Genomic DNA, 20,649 nt, shown 5'->3' with positions numbered 1-20,649 from the left:
TTGCATTAAGGACCTCGGCTATGATCACTTCGAACTTGCCATTGACGGATATACATCGTCATTTGGATGGCAATATTCGTATTTCGACCATTCTTGAACTCGGCCAGCAGTTTGGCATGGACTTACCTGCCGATACACTGGAAGCGCTTCGCCCGCATGTGCAGGTGATGACCAATGAGCCGGATCTTGTTGGCTTCCTGTCCAAGCTTGACTGGGGTGTGGCAGTACTGGGTGATCTTGAGGCGGTCCGCCGCATCGCCTACGAAAACGTAGAAGATGCACTCAATGCCCGCATTGACTACGCAGAGTTGCGTTTTTCGCCTTATTACATGGCCATGAAGCATCGTCTTCCTATCGCTGGCGTAGTTGAAGCCGTTGTTGACGGTGTGCAGGCAGGTAGCCGTGATTTTGGTGTCAAAACCAACCTCATCGGCATCATGAGCCGCACGTTTGGTACTGATGCCTGTATGCAGGAGCTGGATGGTTTACTGACACAAAAACAGCATCTGGTCGCCATTGACCTTGCGGGTGACGAACTCGGCCAGCCGGGCCACCAGTTTACAGAACACTTTGCCAAAGCCCGCAGTGCAGATCTGAATATTACCGTCCATGCAGGCGAAGCCGCTGGTGCGGAGAGTATGTGGCAAGCGATCAATGAGCTTGGCGCTAACCGTATCGGCCATGGTGTAAAAGCGATAGAAGATCCTAAACTGATGGATTTTCTGGCGGAGAAAGGCATTGGCATAGAGTCATGCCTGACATCAAACGTACAAACCAGTACTGTTGCTTCGTTCGCCAGCCATCCCGTGAAACAATTCCTTTCACACGGTATTCTGGCAACACTGAACACCGACGACCCGGCCGTTTCAGGTATTGAACTTCCCTACGAATACGAAGTGGCAGCACCACAGGCGGGACTGTCCGCTGAGCAGATCCGTCAGTTACAAGAAAATGGGATGAAAATCGCCTATCTGTCAGACAGTGAAAAACGCGAGCTGATTGAAAAAGCCGCCGCCAGAGTGTGATGGAGTAGAAAATGGAAAACCTTTTTATAGCTGGTGAGCTCGCCAATGCCAGTGGTGAAGCAGTCTCATCGACACCCGGTCTGCTTGCTGCTCTGCTGGCAATCGTGCTCGCCCTGTTCAGCTCAGGCGTCTGAACACTTTGATGATTTCGGCACTTGTGGATTTTGCATTCACAGACAATGAACAGTGACATAACCCAAAGACATAAAAGCAGCCATTACCTTGGCTGCTTTTTTTTATTGAATCGAGTCTACTTAAATAACCCTGGAGAACTTCTGTTGCCGGGCGCGATCTCTCAGATACGTATCAAAACACATGCAGATATTTCGGATGAGAAGACGCCCTTTCAGGGTAACTTTCACCGATGTTTCATCAATAGTTACCAGTTCGTCTTCAACAAACGGTGCCAGCAAAGCGATATCTTCAGCAAAGTGCTCATCGAATTTAAGGTTAAATGTCTGCTCGATGTACGCTTTATCAAGCGCAAAGTTACAAATCAGATTCTTAATCACTTCTCTGCGTAACAAATCATCCTGCGTCAGTTGCACCCCTTTCCAGAGCGCGTGCTGTTTTTCAGCGACCTGAGCATAATAATGTTTGAGCTCTTTCTGATTCTGGGCGTAAACATCCCCAATCATAGAAATAGCAGACACTCCCATTCCCAGTAGGTCACATTCGCCCTGCGTCGTGTAACCCTGGAAATTCCGGTGCAGGATGCCCTCACGCTGGGCAATCGCCAATTCGTCATCTGGCCGGGCAAAATGGTCCATGCCGATAAACTGGTAACCCGCATTAGTCAGGGTATTAATAGTCTGCTCCAGCATCGTCAGCTTTTGCGAGGGACTCGGGAGGTCAGCATCTTTAATCTTTCGCTGAGCAGCAAACAGTGTTGGCAAATGCGCATAGTTAAACACTGAAAGACGGCCGGGCTCCATCTCAATCACTCTCGCCAGTGTGTCACTAAACGTTTCCAAATTTTGATGTGGCAAACCATAAATCAAATCAAGATTGGTGGAGCGGAAACCCAACGTCTTAGCGCGCGCAACCAGATCACGGATAAAGGTCTCATCCTGTTCACGATTAACAGCCTGCTGGACTTTCTTATCAAAATCCTGGACGCCGATACTGATGCGGTTAAAACCTTCATCGCGCAAGTGATCGAGCACATCCAGCTCAATTTCTCTTGGGTCAATCTCAATACTGATCTCTGCATCTGGCATCACAGTGTACAGCGAGCGCAGTAGTCCCATAAGACGAGAGATCTGTTTTTTCTGGAGGAATGTTGGAGTGCCCCCTCCCCAGTGAATTTGGGTGACCTTTCTGGCACCAAACCGTGTCGCCCGTTGTTTGATCTCTTGTTCCAGGACATCAAGGTACTTGTCAGCCTTGTGACGATGCCGGGTGATCACCTTGTTGCAACCGCAGTAGTAGCAGAGGGTGTGACAGAAGGGAATATGGAGATATAGCGAGAGAGGACGCTCAGGGTATTGCTGGCAGGCAGTATCGAACTCAGAGGTTGTGAAGGCTTCGTGAAACTCCAGTGCCGTGGGATATGAAGTATAACGGGGCCCTGAATAGTTGTACTTTTCTATCAGCGCCTGATCCCAGATGATTTGCTGCTTAGACATCTTTCTTTCCACTTTAGTTGGGTCCAGCGACACAACCAAGGGCGATGCCGCCGAACATGCCCTGTCGGCGGATACCGGCAGGGCGACAGGAATTTAGCTCGCCAGTGGGCGAACCGGCGTCATTTTAGCGCCGGTAAAAGCCAGAATTTCTTCCAGCTCGGTATGGATAGCAACCTGAAGACGAGATTCAGCCTTCATGCGCGTCATATCAAAGCGCATTCTCTCACGTTTTTTAAGGTCTTTTCTAGCGTCACCGCGTGGCATGTCTTTAACAACATCATACAGTTCGTAAAGTGCAGGGTACGCGGTAGGAAATTCAATCCGCTTCTCGCCCTGCAAATGGTCCATGATCATATAAAGACGGATCGCAGCTTCTGACAGGTCGCATTGGTCCTGGAGGGCAGCCATGGCAATTACGTCTACGCTCTCAATGATCTTGTCATTCCTTTTCGTTATTGCCTGATCCATCAGGGCCTGTTGTTGGCGCTTCTGTGTTCTCAATTGCGACAGCAGCCATCCAGCATAGGCTGAAAGGGCAAGGATTATCCCCCCACCCAGCACGATCAAAGCTAACCGTAATGTATCCAAAGCTTACTCCTGATCTATATCCAGGTTTTCAAACGCCGCTAACAAGTCGTCATCGGTACGTTTTTTTGACGATGAAGGTGTTTCTTCTTTTTCGGGTTCGGGTTCAGACTCATCCATGATGCCAAGCTGCTTCATCAGCACCTCGATACGGTCAAGCTTCTCATCAACATAGCCTTGAAGCCCTGCACCCAGACTTTCACCGTTTTCAATACGATCAAGCAGCACATTCAGTTGTGCATCGTTTTCCAACATCTCAAGTTCCTGCTCTGCGCTGAGACGGCGTGCTTTTTTCGCCTCGGCAGATTTTGGATGTGGTTTTTTCTCAACAATCAAAGGAACCGCCTTTTTACTTCCATGGCGGGGATCTTTCTTCTCTGCCTGCTTTCTCGCAGACAAGGTGGCTGTATCAGAATGACGGGAGCCAGCTTTCAAGCCTTTGCGTTTTTTCAGTTTTTTCTGAAGACGTCCTTCAAGCTCAGTTTGGCTTGGCGAGCGGTCGTCATATTGCGCTGGCCCTTCAGAGCCAACTTTTCTGCTTCTTTTCTTGCGGGTCATGCAGTTTTCTTCCTCAGTAAAATGACATCGTTACCAACAAAGTCCACGTCAAGACCATCACGGTCCGCCAGAAAACAGAAGGTTTCGCGACTGAAAAAGCTCACGTGGGTTGGGTCGTTTTTGTAATGCCAGCGACTAAACGCATCAGCATCTTTCACCAGTTTGGTCATCAATGCCAGCCATCCGCCGGGTTTGACCAAACGCAACAACTGCCCCCACTCTTTGCCAGGGCAGTAGAAATGTTCGATAGCTTCCGTGCAGGTGACGAAATCATACACTGATTTCAGTACAGCGTCGTTGGGCGCGAAAAACGGATCATAAAGAGCAACACTGTGCCCCTTGTCTTCTAACATCAACGACAAAGTAGGCCCGGGTCCACAGCCAAAGTCCAGTCCTTGCTGTGCGGGCGGTATGCGAGCCAGAAGAGGCTCAACAACGCGGTTTAGAAATGTCCTGTATCCCTCATCGTGCGGACTGTTCTCATGCTGCTGATAAATGGCTTTTTCCTGCTCAGGAGACAAACGAGTGGCAGGGTCAGCAAATACGAGATAACAGTGTTCACAACGGAAGTAGCACCGACGCTTATCCTGGTGGAATAAAGTCTGTGTCATAGAGGGACACAGCGGGCACTTTTGAGACATAAGGATCCTGTTACAAACCGAATGGCGGAAATGTATCAGAAACCCAAAAAATAAAAAAGCGACAGGTAAAAACCTGTCGCTGTAAAAGTGTTCATAATGAACCTATTCTTTCGCCATTATTCCTTAATGGTCGCCCACATCCCGGTGGCTAAACATCCTGTTAAATCATTGCTTCCAGCGTTGTTTATTGTTGTTCATCATCCTGATGAGTTTTCAATTTCCTCTTGGTCTCATCCTGAGCACATCGCCATCCTAAGCGGTATTCCTCTTCTCTCATCCGTTGAGAGTTTATCCTTAATTCGTATCATCCGAGATACGCAGCTTCCGTGTCATCCAGTGCAGTTGCCTGCTCCGTGCTTCCTTGCCACATCCAGTGTTATTTTGAGCATCCTGCTCCGTCGTTCCTGACGTCCTTTATTCCATGTCGTTTCCCCTGTCGACATGAGAAAGTTTACGAATTTTGGTCTGACAAAAAAGACGACAAAAGTCACAAAATCTTCTCTGACATACCAATTAAAAACATAACTGAATGATTTATATGGATTTAACTATCAATCTGCAAATAATAATAATCCAAAAATACAGGCAGAAATGGTCAATGTCTTACAAGAAGGGATGACTTTTAGGAAGAGAGGGAATTTCTGTGTTTATCAGACAGATCCCATAAGGATAAAAAAGGCAGCATTTGCCGCCTTTTTGTCGATCAACCAGCGATGTGGTTGGGATTGATCAGTGCAACCCACCGAGATACTGAGAGATAGCCAAAATCTCATCGTCAGTCATCTTCATTGCAATCGAGCGCATCATACCGTTCATATCGTTATTTCGCTTACCGGAACGAAACATCTCGAGTTGCAGCTTGGTGTAGTCGGCATGCTGGCCTGAAATTTTAGGAAAACCAGAGAGCGGCGTGCCGTTACCACGGGGGCCGTGACATGCAATACATGCTGCGATACCCCGAGACGGATCACCAGCTCGGTAGAGCCTTTGACCTACCGCGATAGACGACTCAGGTGTTGTACCGGGTATTGCGTCCTGAGAACCGAAGTAGGCTGCCAGATCTTCCATGTCTTTTTCAGATAACGCAGCAACCATGCCGCCCATCACTGCATTGTAACGCCCGGTTTTTCCTTGGCTGGTCATACCGCTCTTAAATTCTTTCAACTGTTTAAGAAGGTATTTCGGGTGTTGGCCTGCAAGTTTGGGGTTAATTGCTACTGCGCTATTACCATCTACGCCATGGCATGCAGCGCATGTTGCCGAGATTGCTTGCCCTGCTTTTACATCGCCTCCGGCGAATGCCGAGAAACTTGCAAATAGGGTTAGAATTAACGCTAATTTCTTCATGACATTCCATTTATTGTTTTTAAGCTTCCAGTGACACGTTGTTTGCGCCTTCATGGTACAATGAGCGGGCAAAAAACGAGCACTATTATTTTACACAAATTTACATAAAAGTAACTATTCGGCAACATCAGGTCGAGACGGAGTTAACAGTGAATCCTTCACTCAACTATCGAAACACGCACTTCATCACGAGTGCACCAGATATCAGGCATCTACCTGATGACACAGGCATCGAAATCGCCTTTGCGGGCCGTTCAAATGCGGGAAAATCAAGCTCACTTAACCGCGTTTGCGACCAAAAGAGTCTGGCGAAGACCAGTAAAACTCCCGGCCGAACCCAACTGATCAATCTGTTTAAAGTAGATGAGGGTTGTCATATTGTCGATCTTCCCGGCTATGGTTTCGCTCAGGTCCCGCTTGAGATGAAAAAGAAGTGGCAGAAGTCGCTGGGTGAATATCTGCAAAAGCGCGAGCAGCTGAAAGGTCTGGTTGTACTGATGGATATCCGTCATCCGATGAAAGATCTTGACCAGCAGTTAATCTACTGGGCGGTAGAAAGCCAGTTACCTGTCATGGTGTTACTGACGAAAGCTGACAAGCTGAAGAGTGGAGCCCGAAAGGCACAATTGATGAAAATTCAGGAAGCGTCGCTGGCCTTTTGTGGTGATGTTCAGGTTGAACTCTTTTCATCATTGAAAGGGCTGGGTGTCGATAAGCTTCGTCGTAAGCTTGATGACTGGTTCCTGTCAGTTGAACAGGAAGTGACAGAATCGGATCTGGAAATGATTGATTCAGATATTGTAGCGACAGACCAGCCAGACTAACGTTTTCCCCCGCCCGGGGTCTCCGGGTGGGTCACTGCCTTTCTTTTTTCCTTTTTTAGATGTTCAAAATCATCGAGTTACTCAGTAAAAAGATAATTCTCAATAATTATTAAGTCTGATAATGAAGACTATTGGAGAATAAAAAGGAAATAAAGTTACAGAAATAAAAAAGCCGATCGAAAGAAATGATCGGCCGAAACTTCGTCAAAAACTGCTGAAAAATGACTCATCAACAGCTTGAACACATCAAGAACAAGAAGTTAATTACATTATATCTAGAGTAAAAATAAATTAAAGTAATTACTCTAAAATGAGTATGTGAAATGTGTAAGCATAGATTTACAGGCTAAAAATTAGCCATAAATAGAAATAATGATGAAAAATTAGGCAGGAGATGATTGTTTAGTTAGAAAAGTACAAAAAAAAACGCCCCGACCTTATTTGAAGATCGAGGCAGCTGAATCAGCCAAATCCAATAACGTGAAACAAAAGGTCTGAAAGATAGAACATCTTACCTCTGTACCCTACGAAGAGAACTGTATAACAATTGGCTGATTAAATAAAGCGCAAAGTGTAATTTAATTTCAAAAAAAGCCCGTAGATAACGGACTTTATTGCGATAAAAGTGATTTAAATCAGTGAGCCTTATCCCAGCAGTCACCTGTGCCAGATTCTGCAACCAAGGGCACTGCCAAATCAGCGGCAGATTCCATCAAACGACAAATTTCTGCTTCGACACTTACCAATTTTTCGTTACTGACTTCCAAAACCAATTCATCGTGTACTTGCATGATAAGGGTAGCTGTTCCCTCGGGTTGTTGCTGTATCCAGTTATCAACCAGAATCATTGCCCGTTTAATGATGTCTGCAGCCGTTCCTTGCATAGGGGCATTAATCGCTGCCCGCTCTGCCGCTTTACGACGCATGCCGTTACGTGATTTGATTTCAGGAAGGTGTAAGCGACGACCAAAGATGGTTTCTACGTATCCCTGCTCAGAGGCTTTCAGACGGGTCGATTCCATGTACTGCCTGACACCGGGATAACGCTCAAAGTACAAATCCATATACTTCTGAGCTTCTGCGCGGGGTATACCCAGTTGCTTGGCAAGACCGAACGCACTCATACCGTAGATGAGGCCGAAGTTGATCGCTTTTGCCCGGCGACGCATCTCAGAGGTCACCTCATCAATGCTGATACTCATTACTTCAGCAGCTGTCGCCGTGTGAATGTCTTTGCCCTCACGGAACGCAGCTAGCAGTGCCTCATCGCCCGAAAGGTGAGCCATGATACGCAACTCAATTTGTGAGTAGTCGACAGCAAGAATCGTTTTACCCTCAGGAGCAACGAATGCCTGACGGATCCGTCGTCCTTCGTCGTTTCGCACCGGAATATTCTGTAAATTAGGATCAGTTGAAGACAGACGCCCGGTCGCTGTTACCGCCTGATGATAGAAGGTATGCACACGCCCTGAGTGTGGATTGACCATCTTAGGCAGCTTTTCTGTGTAGGTAGACTTGAGCTTTGCCAAACCACGATACTCAAGAATTAACTTGGGTAACGGGTAATCCAGCGCCAGCTCCTGCAGTACCTCTTCATTGGTTGAAGGTGTGCCTGAAGGGGTTTTCTTGACCACTGGCAGCCCCATTTTTTCAAACAGGATTGCTTGTAGCTGCTTGGGAGAACTTAAATTGAACTCCTCACCCGCGATCTCAAAGACTTTCTTTTCAATCTCGTCGAGTCTTGCTCCCAGCTCCGTTGACTGAGCAGACAACATCATGCTGTCGATCAGAACACCGTTTCTCTCCATGCGTGATAACACTGGAACAAGTGGCATCTCATATTGCTCAAAGATGGTTTTCAGCGAGGGATCGGACTCTACTTTTTCTTTGAGGTGGTTATGTAAACGCAGTGTCACGTCAGCATCTTCGGCTGCATAAGGAGACGCCTGCTCTAGCTGAATCTGATTGAAAGTGAGCTGCTTCTTCCCTTTGCCTGCTATCTCTTCAAAGCTGATACAGGTGTGATTGAGATATCGTTGTGCAAGGCTGTCCATATCATGACGGCCAGCAACGCTGTTGAAAACATAAGATTCCAACATCGTATCGTAGGCAATACCTCGCATCGCGATATCATACCGGGCCAGCACACTGGCATCATACTTAAGGTTCTGTCCTACTTTGGCGGCAGCGGGGTCCTCAAGCCAACTCTTCATCTGTGCCAATACCCAGTCACGGTCCAGTTGTTCCGGTGCATCAAGGTAGTCGTGCGCGACAGGAACATATGCAGCCTCCCCTTCCGCTGCAGCGAAAGAGACCCCAACCAGATTGGCTTCCATGTAGTTAAGACTGTCAGTCTCTGTGTCGAAGGCAACCACATCGGTACTGCGTAATTTCTCCATCCAGCCATGAAACGCTTCTTCTGTCAGAACGGTCTCATATTGACTGCGATCAATGTCTGTCGCTGCCGGCTCAGATATATCTTCACCCTGCGCATCAGAGGGTTTATCGCTGGCAACGGGCATTGCAATGCCCTCTTTGGCTTCAGCAAGCCAGCGGCGGAATTGCAGATGCGTATAAAGTTCGACCAGTTTTTCAGTGTTCGGCTCACCGTTAACCAGATCCTGTGGTTTAACAGGCAGTTCAACGTCGAGTTTAATTGTCGCCAGCTCATACGACAGATAGGCATTCTCTTTGTTTTCCGTCAGCTTTTTTGCCATGGTTTTTGAACCACGGAAGCCCAGCGCAGCAATATCATCAAGGTTATCGTAAAGCGCAGACAACCCGCCGATTCCTGCAATAAGCGCCGTCGCTGTTTTCTCACCAACACCCGGAACACCAGGGATGTTGTCGACCTTATCCCCCATCAGTGCCAGATAGTCGATAATATGCTCAGGACCGAATCCATATTTATCGTGAACGGCCTGCGTATCCATTACCACGTTGTTCATGGTATTGATCAGCGTGACGTTTTCATCAACAAGCTGTGCCATATCCTTATCACCAGTGCTGATCAGCACGGGCATACCAGCTGCAGACCCTTGAACGGCGAGCGTACCAATGACGTCATCAGCCTCTACCCCCTCGATGACCAGCATAGGAAAGCCCATTGCCTCGATGATGGCATGGAGAGGCTCGATTTGCTGGCGAAGATCGTCAGGCATCGGCGGTCTGTTCGCCTTGTACTCAACATACATATCGTCACGGAACGTTTTACCTTTGGCATCAAAAATGACCGCAACTGGCGATGTCGGGAACTGTTTGACCAGACTGCGAAGCATATTAACAACACCGTAAACAGCACCTGTAGGTTCACCTTGCGCGTTGGTGAAGTTGGGCGCGGCATGATAAGCACGATAAAGATAAGAAGAGCCGTCAACGAGGATCAACGGGTTTTCAGGAATAGTCGCCATAATATAGTCAGATAGCCGGAAATTTAATAAGAAAGCTAGGATGCCATGACTGGCGTTTTCTGTTAACCCTGCTTTTCATACATTAGCGCTCAGTCTGTGGATAAGTTTGTTAGTATTTATTTTTTAATATTTAGATCAACCGTTAAAGCAACTTCTTACAATATTTAAAAACGATAAATTTCATAATGTTAGATCTAAACCAATGATCGATTATAGGATCGATCTGGGATCATTCACTGTGGAAAAATAAATACCGTATGCAACACTGGATCAAAAATTTCCATCACACTTCTCATCTGTAACAGGGAGATCTGAAAAGGTTTTATCTTTGCTGGCATATTGTGATCGTTATGTTGATCTTATATTGATTGATCACTTTTCATGTTTTTAGTATCGATTTTTGGCCCGACAAAAATGAGGGGAAATGATGAAAAAAGTTGCGGTGATCCTATCCGGTTGTGGTGTATTTGATGGCGCTGAAATTCACGAGTCAGTGTTATCTTTACTTGCCCTCGAACAAAATGGCGCAAGCTGGCACTGCTTCGCACCAGACGTCAAACAGCATCATGTGATTAACCACAAAGCCGGCGAAGAATCCGTCGAGAGTAGAAATGTTCTTGAGGAGTCCGCTCGAATTGCACGGGGAAATATCGCCCCCCTGGCAGAACTGGACCCTTCAGCTTTTGATGCACTGCTGATTCCAGGCGGATTTGGTGTAGCAAAAAATCTTTGTGACTTCGCTGTGAAAGGCGCTGAGATGACAGTAGATCCTGAAGTCAAAACGGTCTGTCAGGCCTTTGCTAATCAGGGAAAACCAGCCGGTTATGTTTGTATTGCACCCGTTATGATACCTGCAGTATACGGCGAGGGAGCAACTGCAACCCTTGGCACCGACCCAGAAACAGCCGCAGCATTTTCCGCAATGGGCGGTAAGCATGTTGACTGTTCGGTAGAAGACATTGTTTATGATGAACAGCGTAAGCTGCTGTCCACGCCCGCTTATATGCTGGCAGGTTCAATCAGTGAGGCATCTGTCGGTATTAATAAGCTGGTCAGTAAACTGGTAGGAATTGCATAAGCCAGAAAGAAAAAAGCGACGCTTTTGTGAGCGTCGCTTGCATGATAGTTGGCTAAAAAACCGCAAGCCATATGCAAATTTACTGGAAGCAATGTGAGCAATGTCGTGTATTCCAACCCGCTGAAGTTTCAGTGCGCTGGAAACAAGTTAATAATAATCATTCTCATTAGTATTTGGCAAATTCTTTTTCTGAAAAATGTTTAAATGATCACCTTTACGTGATCTTCTTCACAAAATGAATGCGATATTGATCAACACTTTCCTTTTTCTCCAGGTGCTCTATTTGGTAGCTATTGTTTAACAATAGGCAAACCATGGCTGGAAAACAGTTCCGGGACTTTACCCTAATCGTCTGGTATCCCCTCTGCTTAACCCAAGCTTCCTGTTCTAACAGCAGGGCCTTTGCGGTTCCCTTTCGACGACCTTTCGACGTAACGCCGCCCAGCCAGCTGTAAAAGCAGTCATCATCGAGTTGATAGCCAATTTTCACCCCAACCAACTCATCGCCATTATCGGCGACCAGAATAAGACAGGGTTTATCCCCGATCCGCCGCCTCATTGAATCGAGAGTTTCGGTCTGTTCGAACTCTTTGACTTTGGCTAAAACTTCAAGGGATTCGGCAAGTGTGCCCTGTCGGATATCCATAAGATCCCCTCATTAAAAACAGAATTCTACGCTACCAGTCTTGCATTACCAGTATAGCGCCACCATTTTGATCAGAGGAAAAATAGCCGTTTAGTGATTGATTATCAAAGAATAAAAAACCGACCTCGTGGTCGGTTTTTACTGATATTCAGACAGTTTGTGAGCGGGGGGAATCTGTTGCTGATGTCAGTTTCTTGATTAGGTAGTTAAGTAACACACCGTAAATAGGGATGAAGAGCCCAAGACTTATCACTAACTTAAATCCATAGTCCACCAGCGCTATTTCCTTCCAGTGCTCAGCCATGAACGCGTCGGGGCTGTTATAAAAAGCAATGAAGAAAAATGCCAATGTATCGCATGCATTACCAAACAGCGTCGAGCAACTTGGTGCGATCCACCACTGTTTCATACTGCGAAGACGGTTGAAAACGTGGATATCAAGGATCTGACCCAACAGGTAGGCCATGAAGCTGGCGGCCGCTATGCGAGCAACAAAAAGGTTAAAGTTGGTCAGATTAGCAAATCCCTGGTACTGACCTTCAAAAAAGACTACGGACAACACATAGGAAATCAGCAGTGAAGGGATCATCACCCAAAAAATGATACGTCTCGCCATCGCCGCACCAAAGATTCGCACGGTCAGGTCTGTGGCTAAAAAGATGAAAGGAAACGTAAACGCGCCCCAAGTGGTATGAAAGCCAAACAGAGTAAACGGGAGTTGTACCAGATAATTACTGGATGCAATGATCAGGAGGTGGAAAACAACAAGGTAAGACAGCGCCTTACGAAGCTGCGAAGGGGTAAAGGAGTTCATATTGTACCTTTTTGTCATTTGGGGGCGAGGGAACCCAAAGTGTCTAATTGCCCGCCGGACTGACCGATGGACGCGAAAGCGGACAATTATACATCAAAGCGATAAGCTAGAAACAGGCGATCTTTATTCCCATCTGACTGGGCAACCACTGCGAGAGAAACAGTAATTCCTCCTGACCGCTGTCACCCATGGTTTCCAGCCACAGACTGGCGGAGTAGTGCTCCGCTCTCGCCATCAGTGGACAACCTTCAAAATCGAGCAGCCAGCTGAGTAAATCCGCATCCTGCTGGCTGTCTTTCACTGTGGCACCAATCAGGTCGAAAAAGGATGTGGCAATAGATTCAGCACTGTCAAAATCCAGTGCCGACGTTGTCAGGATCAAGCGTCCAGAGTCAGGATTATAGGGAAGCAGGGTTAACTCAGCCAAAAGATATATCCTCATCTCCAATCATGATGTGATCTTCTATTGCATCAAGAAACGCATCACCATATTTTTCCAGTTTACGCTGCCCTACGCCGTTAACAGCCAGCAGTTCTCCCTGCGATGTTGGTATCATTTCTGCCATTTCTATCAGACTGGCATCGTTGAATACCACATAAGGCGGGATATCTTCATCATCCGCAATGGCTTTGCGTAATTTACGGAGCTTAGCAAAAAGCTTCTTATCGTAATTACGTTTACCCAGCTTATCGGCCTTGCTTCTCGGGTTTAGACCAAGACGCGGTACAGCCAGCTCAAGCGCAATATCGCCTCTGAGAAGAGGACGCGCTTCCTCTGTTAACTGCAACACCGAACTTCGGGCGATGTTCTGCAGCAGGTAGCCGCGATGAATCAGCTGGCGAAAAATACTGACCCAATACTCATGGCTGTGTTCTTTACCAAGGCCGTAGGTCGTCAGCTTTTCGTGACCATGATCTTTGATACGCTGGTTTTGCATGCCACGCAGCACTTCAACCACATATCCCACACCAAAACTCTGATTAACTCTATAGACGCAGGACAATGCCTTTTGAGCATGTTCTGTGCCGTCAAAAAGACTCGGTGGATCAAGGCAAATATCGCAGTTACCGCAAGGGGATTCGCGGTACTCACCAAAATAATTCAGCAGCACCAGTCGACGACAAGTCAGTGCTTCAGCAAATGCACCCATGGCATGCAGTTTGTGGCTTTCAACCTGTTTCTGAGGGCCTTCCGGTTTTTCTTCAAGACAACGATAAAGCCAGCCGATATCTGATGGGTCGTATAGCATTACCGCTTCGGCAGGCAAACCATCCCGGCCAGCACGTCCTGTCTCCTGATAATAGGATTCGATGTTGCGTGGAATATCATAATGAACCACGAAACGGACATTAGGCTTGTTGATCCCCATACCAAAGGCGACGGTTGCCACAACGACCTGAATGTCGTCACGCTGAAAACCTTCCTGAACTTGGGCTCGCTGCTCAATACTCATACCTGCATGATAAGCAGCTGCACGTATTTGTTGCTCCCGAAGCTTTTCACTCACCTGCTCGACCCGCTTGCGACTGTTACAATAGACGATGCCACTCATCCCGCGCTGGGTTTCGAGAAAACGGATCAGCTGCGCCTGAGGCTTATGCTTTTCCATTAAGGTGTAACGGATATTGGGCCGGTCAAAACTGCCGAGATAAATGTGGGGATCTTGTAAGCTCAGACGCTGACAAATATCCTGCCGGGTTGCCTCATCGGCGGTTGCTGTCAGTGCGACGATAGGTACATGTCCAAATGCCTGTTGCAACGTACCGAGCTGAGCATATTCTGGACGAAAATCATGTCCCCACTGGGAAATACAGTGCGCTTCGTCGATGGCAATCAAATTGACCGACTTGGTTTGCATCCGCTCAATAAAGTCGCCCATTAATGCGCGCTCAGGCGAGACATATAATAGCTTCAGGGTTCCCTGATGCAGCTGCTGCCAGGTCTCCGACTGAGCTTCTGGCGTCATGGAAGAATTCAGACAGGCAGCCTGCACGCCGTTGGCCAGTAACTGGTCGACCTGATCTTTCATCAAAGAGATGAGGGGAGAGATAACGATGGCAAGTCCATCAAGCACTAAAGCCGGGATCTGATAACACAGACTTTTCCCGCCACCCGTTGGCATGATCACCAGACAACTCTGGCCATGTATCACCGCATCGATCACCTCTTTCTGGCCGTCACGGAACTTGTGGTAACCAAATACTTCCTGAAGCACAGTTTCGCTATCAGGCCGCGACGCAGATTGTTCGATGCTGGTCATAACATCCCTCATAATTTTACCGGCGGCCATTCTAAACCCGGCGGGACGTTCAGAAAAGTACCAGTTTCTCGCTATTGGCGATATTTTTGTCTGTTTTTGCCTTGTCTCTCCCTTTCGTCACTCACAAGTATGTCAACAGAGAACAATCACACATATACTGCTTTGGTCAGTACATTATTCGGCCAATGACTGATATATCCAAAAGTTTGATGCATGGAAGCTATCAGGCTAAGCCTGACTGACTGAATTATCTTGTTCTCTGACCCGAAGGAAAACCGTGTGAGTGACGTAAACAAGTCCCGCCAGGGTGTCATGCTGGCGCTGGCGGCCTATACCATATGGGGCGTCGCACCCATCTACTTTAAAATTCTCGACTATGTGCCTGCACAGGAGGTTCTGGTCCACCGCATCATCTGGTCATTCGTGCTGCTTGCTGCGTTATTGTTTGTCGGCAACAATCTTTCACAGGTACGCAAGCTCTTCAAACAGCCAAAAAGTTTGGTTTATCTGCTGATCACCTCGGTGCTGATTTCTGTCAACTGGTTGCTTTTCACTTGGTCAGCCATGAACGGCCACCTGCTCGATGCTAGTCTTGGCTACTATATTAATCCACTCTTTAACGTTATCTTGGGAATGGTCTTTCTCGGTGAGCGGTTTCGTCGACTGCAGTGGTTCGCCGTTGCACTGGCAACCATAGGCGTTCTCGTACAAATCGTCGCATTTGGCTCGTTACCGTGGATCGCTCTCGCTCTTGCCAGCTCGTTCGGCTGTTATGGCTTGCTGCGTAAAAAAATCAATCTCGACGCCATCACGGGTTTGTTCGTTGAAACATTATTTATGTTGCCCGTTGCGCTGATTTATCTGTTTATTTTTGCGGACTCCGCAACCTCAGACATGACAGAAAATCCAATGTCGCTCAATCTGCTATTACTTTCAGCTGGCTGGATAACGACAGTACCCCTCCTTTGCTTCACCAGTGCCGCGACCAAGATACGGCTGTCCACACTGGGCTTTTTCCAGTACATCGGCCCCAGTATTATGTTTTTCATGGCTGTTACCTTCTTCGGTGAAGCATTCAGTCTCGATAAAGCCACGACATTTGGTTTCATCTGGTGCGCGCTGGCATTGTTTATTTACGATGCCATCCGGCAGAGCCAGAAAAATAAATCGGCTCACCCAAAACCGACAGAAGATCCTGTCTAGATTTCTGTCTAACTTTCAAAAAAAACCGTCATTAGCCACTTATGTGCAATGACGGTGACTCCGGTGCAAGTGTACTCTGGGCAAAAAACAACCGGAGTGCAAAAATGAAACCAATCACATCTTTTTTTCTCACCTCCAACATTCTGCTTGGTCTGACATTTACTCAGCCTGCATTCTGTGAGCAAGTGACGGATGCTATCGCACCAGAACTGGCAACCGGCACACAACAAGTATCTGAAGTCACGGGTAAGAAGTGGATGGTCAGTGCCGCTAACCCTTATGCTAGCCGGGCGGGTGCAGCCATACTCGACGCAGGTGGAAATGCCATTGACGCCATGGTGACAGTACAGACAGTGCTGGGGTTGGTAGAACCGCAAAGTTCAGGTATTGGCGGCGGCGCCTTACTGGTTTACTGGGACAATAAAGCTAATCGACTGACGACCTTCGATGGTCGGGAAACTGCACCGCTTGCCGCCACTCCCCGCCTGTTCCAGCTTGATGATGGCAACAAAATGCGATTCTATGATGCCGTTGTCGGCGGCCGTTCTGTTGGCGTGCCCGGTACACTAAAACTGCTTCACGATACCCACAAAAAATATGGAAAACTGTCTTGGGAGCAGGTACTTGAACCCGCTATCTCTCTGGCAGAAAAAGGATTTATTGTCTCTCCCCGACTGGCCAAATTGGTTGCTGGAGATGCTGAAAAACTGAAACGCTTTGAAAGTACAGCAGCTTATTTCTTTGACACGGATGGAGCGCCACTGAAAGCGGGGGACATGAAGAAAAACCCGGACTACGCACAAACCTTGAAGCTGGTCAGCGAGAATATCGACCACTTTTATCAGGGCAAGATCGCCGATGATATCGTTAAGACAGTTCAACAGGCACCGGGTAACCCCGGGGTACTGAGCAAGGAGGACATGTCTATTTATCGGGTGAAAGAACGCGAGCCTGTCTGTTCTGCCTATCACAGCTATCAGGTCTGCGGCATGGGACCACCCACCTCAGGCGGGATCACTGTCGGTCAAATTCTGGGTATGCTCAGTCACTACCCTCTCAGTTCAATGGGTAAAGATGCTGTGCAAAGCTGGCGGCTTATCGGTGATGCATCCAGACTGGCATTTTCTGACCGGGGACGCTATGTCGCGGACAGCGATTTTGTACCTGTCCCGGTGGAGGGATTACTGGCTCCCGAATACTTAAAGCAGCGTGCTTCACTGCTTGAAGGCGAAAATGCACTGAGCAGTGTGTCACCCGGTGAGCCAGCATTCAGTCATGCTATCAGGCTAGCTGATGATGATGCGTTGGAACTCCCCTCGACCAGTCACTTCAGCATCGTTGACCCTGACGGCAATCTGGTCTCAATAACCACCACCATTGAAAATGGGTTTGGTTCCCGTCTCATGGTAAGGGGCTTCTTATTAAATAACGAGTTAACAGACTTTTCTTTCTCGTCACACAAAAATGGGGTGCCCATCGCCAACCGTGTTGAACCGGGAAAACGGCCACGCTCATCCATGTCACCCACCATTGTGATGCATGAGGGGAAACCTTATCTGGCTATTGGCTCGCCAGGTGGCAGCAGAATCATCGGTTATGTAGCCAAGACGCTGATTGCTCACCTTGATTGGGGACTCGGCATTCAGCAGGCCATTGAACTGCCACACCTGGTCAACCGTTTTGGTACCTATGATCTTGAGAAAGGCAGCACAGCGGAGTCTTTCAAGGCACCGCTTGAAGCGCTTGGCTTTAAAGTGAATATCCGAGACCTGACTTCTGGCATTCACGCCATTCTGATCGAGAAAAATGGTCTGCGAGGCGGTGCAGATCCAAGGCGAGAAGGTATAGTGCTCAGTGACACATCCAAGTAAACGCAAAGAAGCGGCCATTCGGCCGCTTCTTTTAATATGTTATAGAACAAAGCATTTTAACCGAGCACTTCAAGTTTGGCGTATTGTGTCACCAGCCACTTGATCCCCTCGCCATTGAAGGCAACCTGTACCCGACTCTGATTACCGCTCCCTTCAAAGTTGATGATGGTGCCTTCACCAAACTTTGGATGGGTAACACGCTGACCAAGGCTGAATCCCGTCTGATTGAAGTTTTCCTGACTTTGGGTTGTTGAAAAGCGGCCACTGGCAGCGGCTGGACGGGTCACTTTGGCGCGCATCCTAACCTCTTCCAGACACTCCTCCGGCAATTCACGGATGAACCGGGAAGATTTGTGGAATTTGTCTTTGCCGTATACGCGACGCATCTCAGCAAAAGTGATGTAGAGCTTCTTCATCGCCCGGGTCATACCGACATAACAAAGCCTGCGCTCTTCCTCAAGACGCCCTGCCTCTTCTGACGACATCTGACTTGGGAACATCCCCTCTTCAACACCAACCATGAATACCAGTGGGAACTCGAGCCCTTTAGCGCTGTGCAACGTCATTAACTGGACGGCGTCCTCGAACTCGTCAGCCTGTCCCTCGCCCGCTTCCAGGGCAGCGTGTGACAAGAAAGCGGACAATGGCGTCATGTCTTCTTCAACTTCTTCCGGCACCTCAAACTGACGTGTGGCTGTCACCAGTTCTTCAAGGTTATCTATACGCGCCTGCGCTTTTTCACCTTTCTCCGCCTCATACATAGCTTTGAGCCCAGAATGCTGAATCACGTAGTCGGTTTGCTGGAACAGAGCCATCTCGCGGGTGTCGTCCTCAAGGGCATTGACCAGTTCAATGAACCGACGAAGAGAGTTGGCAGCACGTCCGGCAAGCGCTTTTTCCTCAAGTAACTGGTTACTGGCTTCCCACATGGTGGCACCCCGATCGCGGGCTGCCATTCGAATCGTATCCAACGTGCGATCACCGAGACCTCTCGCAGGAGTGTTGACCACCCGCTCGAATGCGGCATCGTCGAGGCGGTTTGCCATTAATCGCAGGTACGCCAGCGAGTCCTTGATTTCCTGACGTTCGAAGAAGCGCATACCGCCATAAATCCGGTACGGCAGGCCAGCTTGGATGAGGGCTTCTTCCAACACCCGCGACTGGGCATTGTTGCGGTACAACATCGCGGTATCATTAAGTGTCCCACCTTCATCCTGCCAGGTCTTGATTTTACCGACCACGAAACGCGCTTCATCCAACTCGTTGAAGGCGCTGTACACAGAAATCAACTCGCCTTCTTTCCCCTCAGTCCATAGGTTTTTACCCATACGCTCAGCATTGTTGGCAATCAGCTGATTGGCAGCGTTGAGGATGTTACCTGTAGAGCGGTAATTCTGCTCAAGCCGGATGGTTTGTGAGCCAGAGAAGTCACCCAGAAAACGTTGAATATTCTCAATCTTTGCTCCGCGCCAGCCGTAAATGGACTGGTCATCATCACCGACAATCATCACGTTGGCCTGATTGCCTGCCATCATTTGCAGCCAAGCATATTGGATGTTGTTGGTATCCTGAAACTCATCCACCAGTATGTGCTGGAACCGGGCCTGATAGTGCTCGCGGATGTGGGCTTTGTCGCGCAGTAGCTCATGACAACGAAGCAGCAGTTCAGCAAAATCGACCAGCCCCGCACGATCACAGGCCTCCTGATAGGCGGCATAAACCCGCAACCATGTTTTTTCGACCGGATCATGGCCTGCATCAATATGGCGGGGGCGTAGACCTTCGTCTTTTTTGCCGTTGATATACCAGGATGCCTGACGGGCAGGCCAATGTTTATCGTCAAGATTCTGCGCCTTGATCAGTCGACGAAGCAGGCGTTGCTGATCATCAGAATCGAGGATCTGAAAGTCCTGAGGCAAATTGGCATCAAGGTGATGCGCCCGCAAAATGCGATGACATAAACCGTGGAAGGTACCAACCCAAAGCCCGGATGCCGTCCCCTGCATTAAATGCTCAATACGGCTGCGCATTTCTGCGGCAGCTTTATTGGTAAAGGTTACCGCCAACACCGAGAAGGGTGAGGCCTGTTCAACACGCATCAACCAGGCAATTCGATGGACCAATACCCGGGTCTTACCACTGCCAGCACCGGCGAGAACAAGATGATTGCCCAGAGGAGCAGCCACCGCTTCGCGTTGTTTATCGTTAAGACCATCAATCAGGTAGGAAACATCCATCTTTAATTCACTGGTTATATATACACTGGTTAGAGATTATACCAGCAGCAAGAATAATTTCTCCCCTGTTCACTCACTGTTTTTTTGTTGTTTTTTTCTAATTAGTTAAAACAAAAACGCTCAGCTCAGAAAAAAAATTCTATAAAAATCGAAATTAAATATCTGTTCTGCCTTTCTCTTAATGTGCAAATCGCAAATAAGGACATGCTTGTCCACTTATCGATATTTCAAGAGGATTAAAAATGAAAAAGTCTAATATCGCTGCTGCTGCAGCTGTAACCAGCTTACTGGCAATGGGTGCAACAGCTCTGACATCGGCACCTGCTATGGCAAAAGAAGCAAAAGTAAAATGTTATGGCGTCGCTCAGGCGGGTAAAAACGACTGCGCAACCTCGAACAGCTCTTGTGCAGGAACGTCAACGGTCGATGGTCAGAAAGATGCTTTCATTCTGATGCCTGAAAAGCTTTGTGATCGTCTGGCGGGAAGCTCGCTGACAGCTAAATGACAGTTTGATACTGAA

The 20,649-nt window shown here is 48.0% G+C and carries 20 protein-coding genes; 8 read left to right on the top strand and 12 right to left on the bottom strand.

Annotation, left to right across the window (positions count from 1 at the left end; all coding sequences use genetic code 11):
* Positions 1–20: 20 nt before the first annotated feature.
* Both add and A8L45_RS25500 read left to right on the top strand, forming a co-directional pair.
* Positions 21–1,025 (top strand): adenosine deaminase, encoded by a 1,005-nt coding sequence (gene add / locus A8L45_RS10370; RefSeq protein ID WP_068901936.1) that lies wholly within the window; start codon positions 21–23, stop codon positions 1,023–1,025.
* Between the two features lie 11 nt (positions 1,026–1,036).
* The gene (locus A8L45_RS25500; protein ID WP_281181510.1) at positions 1,037–1,159 is read left to right on the top strand and encodes a hypothetical protein; all 123 of its coding nucleotides are present in this window, start codon (positions 1,037–1,039) and stop codon (positions 1,157–1,159) included.
* Positions 1,160–1,279: 120 nt separating this feature from the next.
* Here the strand turns inward: A8L45_RS25500 and hemN are convergent, their stop codons facing one another.
* The 4 genes from hemN to A8L45_RS10350 form a co-directional block, all read right to left on the bottom strand.
* Positions 1,280–2,653 (bottom strand): oxygen-independent coproporphyrinogen III oxidase, encoded by a 1,374-nt coding sequence (gene hemN, locus A8L45_RS10365; RefSeq protein ID WP_068901934.1) that lies wholly within the window; start codon positions 2,651–2,653, stop codon positions 1,280–1,282.
* Positions 2,654–2,746: 93 nt separating this feature from the next.
* Complete coding sequence (locus tag A8L45_RS10360) at positions 2,747–3,241, bottom strand: DUF2489 domain-containing protein (RefSeq protein ID WP_068901932.1); 495 nt, start codon at positions 3,239–3,241, stop codon at positions 2,747–2,749.
* 3 nt (positions 3,242–3,244) lie between these two features.
* Positions 3,245–3,796: a Der GTPase-activating protein YihI gene (gene yihI / locus A8L45_RS10355; protein ID WP_068901930.1), complete on the bottom strand. Its 552-nt coding sequence runs from the start codon at positions 3,794–3,796 to the stop codon at positions 3,245–3,247.
* On the bottom strand, positions 3,793–4,437 hold the full coding sequence (locus tag A8L45_RS10350; RefSeq protein ID WP_068901928.1) for a class I SAM-dependent methyltransferase: 645 nt from the start codon (positions 4,435–4,437) through the stop codon (positions 3,793–3,795). The genes yihI and A8L45_RS10350 overlap by 4 nt, the downstream gene beginning before the upstream one ends.
* A 96-nt stretch (positions 4,438–4,533) precedes the next feature.
* On the opposite strand from A8L45_RS10350, the gene A8L45_RS24170 reads away from it, so the two are divergent.
* Complete coding sequence (locus A8L45_RS24170) at positions 4,534–4,845, top strand: hypothetical protein (protein WP_139122355.1); 312 nt, start codon at positions 4,534–4,536, stop codon at positions 4,843–4,845.
* Positions 4,846–5,166: 321 nt separating this feature from the next.
* Here A8L45_RS24170 and A8L45_RS10345 read toward each other — a convergent pair whose 3' ends face one another.
* Positions 5,167–5,784 (bottom strand): c-type cytochrome, encoded by a 618-nt coding sequence (locus A8L45_RS10345; protein WP_068901926.1) that lies wholly within the window; start codon positions 5,782–5,784, stop codon positions 5,167–5,169.
* Between the two features lie 149 nt (positions 5,785–5,933).
* Between A8L45_RS10345 and yihA the strand changes: the two genes are divergently transcribed.
* The gene (gene yihA, locus A8L45_RS10340) at positions 5,934–6,608 is read left to right on the top strand and encodes a ribosome biogenesis GTP-binding protein YihA/YsxC (RefSeq protein ID WP_068901923.1); all 675 of its coding nucleotides are present in this window, start codon (positions 5,934–5,936) and stop codon (positions 6,606–6,608) included.
* Between the two features lie 462 nt (positions 6,609–7,070).
* Here yihA and spfP read toward each other — a convergent pair whose 3' ends face one another.
* The gene (spfP, locus tag A8L45_RS25820; protein WP_438616993.1) at positions 7,071–7,118 is read right to left on the bottom strand and encodes a small protein SpfP; all 48 of its coding nucleotides are present in this window, start codon (positions 7,116–7,118) and stop codon (positions 7,071–7,073) included.
* 125 nt (positions 7,119–7,243) lie between these two features.
* Positions 7,244–10,018 carry a DNA polymerase I gene (gene polA, locus A8L45_RS10335; protein WP_068901921.1) on the bottom strand — a complete coding sequence of 925 codons (2,775 nt, stop codon included), beginning with the start codon at positions 10,016–10,018 and terminating at the stop codon, positions 7,244–7,246.
* A gap of 427 nt (positions 10,019–10,445) precedes the next feature.
* Between polA and elbB the strand changes: the two genes are divergently transcribed.
* Positions 10,446–11,096, top strand: coding sequence for an isoprenoid biosynthesis glyoxalase ElbB (elbB, locus tag A8L45_RS10330; protein ID WP_068902010.1), 651 nt, complete (start codon positions 10,446–10,448; stop codon positions 11,094–11,096).
* Positions 11,097–11,310: 214 nt separating this feature from the next.
* Here the strand turns inward: elbB and A8L45_RS10325 are convergent, their stop codons facing one another.
* The 4 genes from A8L45_RS10325 to recQ form a co-directional block, all read right to left on the bottom strand.
* On the bottom strand, positions 11,311–11,742 hold the full coding sequence (locus A8L45_RS10325) for a GNAT family N-acetyltransferase (RefSeq protein ID WP_068901919.1): 432 nt from the start codon (positions 11,740–11,742) through the stop codon (positions 11,311–11,313).
* A 148-nt stretch (positions 11,743–11,890) separates the two neighbouring features.
* Complete coding sequence (locus A8L45_RS10320; RefSeq protein ID WP_068901917.1) at positions 11,891–12,556, bottom strand: 7-cyano-7-deazaguanine/7-aminomethyl-7-deazaguanine transporter; 666 nt, start codon at positions 12,554–12,556, stop codon at positions 11,891–11,893.
* A 106-nt stretch (positions 12,557–12,662) separates the two neighbouring features.
* The gene (locus tag A8L45_RS10315) at positions 12,663–12,983 is read right to left on the bottom strand and encodes a DUF3630 family protein (protein WP_245680699.1); all 321 of its coding nucleotides are present in this window, start codon (positions 12,981–12,983) and stop codon (positions 12,663–12,665) included.
* Complete coding sequence (gene recQ, locus A8L45_RS10310) at positions 12,976–14,817, bottom strand: ATP-dependent DNA helicase RecQ (RefSeq protein WP_068902008.1); 1,842 nt, start codon at positions 14,815–14,817, stop codon at positions 12,976–12,978. The genes A8L45_RS10315 and recQ overlap by 8 nt, the downstream gene beginning before the upstream one ends.
* Before the next feature lie 279 nt (positions 14,818–15,096).
* Here recQ and rarD point away from each other — a divergent pair, with 279 nt between their 5' ends.
* A complete protein-coding gene (gene rarD / locus A8L45_RS10305; protein ID WP_068901913.1) occupies positions 15,097–16,020 on the top strand; it encodes an EamA family transporter RarD in 924 nt (307 codons plus the stop codon).
* Positions 16,021–16,124: 104 nt separating this feature from the next.
* Complete coding sequence (gene ggt / locus A8L45_RS10300) at positions 16,125–17,891, top strand: gamma-glutamyltransferase (protein WP_068901911.1); 1,767 nt, start codon at positions 16,125–16,127, stop codon at positions 17,889–17,891.
* A 56-nt stretch (positions 17,892–17,947) separates the two neighbouring features.
* Here ggt and uvrD read toward each other — a convergent pair whose 3' ends face one another.
* Positions 17,948–20,128 carry a DNA helicase II gene (gene uvrD / locus A8L45_RS10295; RefSeq protein ID WP_068901909.1) on the bottom strand — a complete coding sequence of 727 codons (2,181 nt, stop codon included), beginning with the start codon at positions 20,126–20,128 and terminating at the stop codon, positions 17,948–17,950.
* A 242-nt stretch (positions 20,129–20,370) separates the two neighbouring features.
* On the opposite strand from uvrD, the gene A8L45_RS10290 reads away from it, so the two are divergent.
* Positions 20,371–20,634 (top strand): BufA1 family periplasmic bufferin-type metallophore, encoded by a 264-nt coding sequence (locus tag A8L45_RS10290; RefSeq protein WP_068901907.1) that lies wholly within the window; start codon positions 20,371–20,373, stop codon positions 20,632–20,634.
* The last annotated feature ends 15 nt before the right edge of the window (positions 20,635–20,649 follow it).

Origin of the sequence: Veronia pacifica, from assembly GCF_001707825.1 — a bacterium.
Classification (GTDB): Bacteria; Pseudomonadota; Gammaproteobacteria; order Enterobacterales; family Vibrionaceae; genus Veronia; species Veronia pacifica.
The sequence above is the reverse complement of the archived record's forward strand: the minus strand, read 5'-3'. Positions and strand labels throughout refer to the sequence as shown.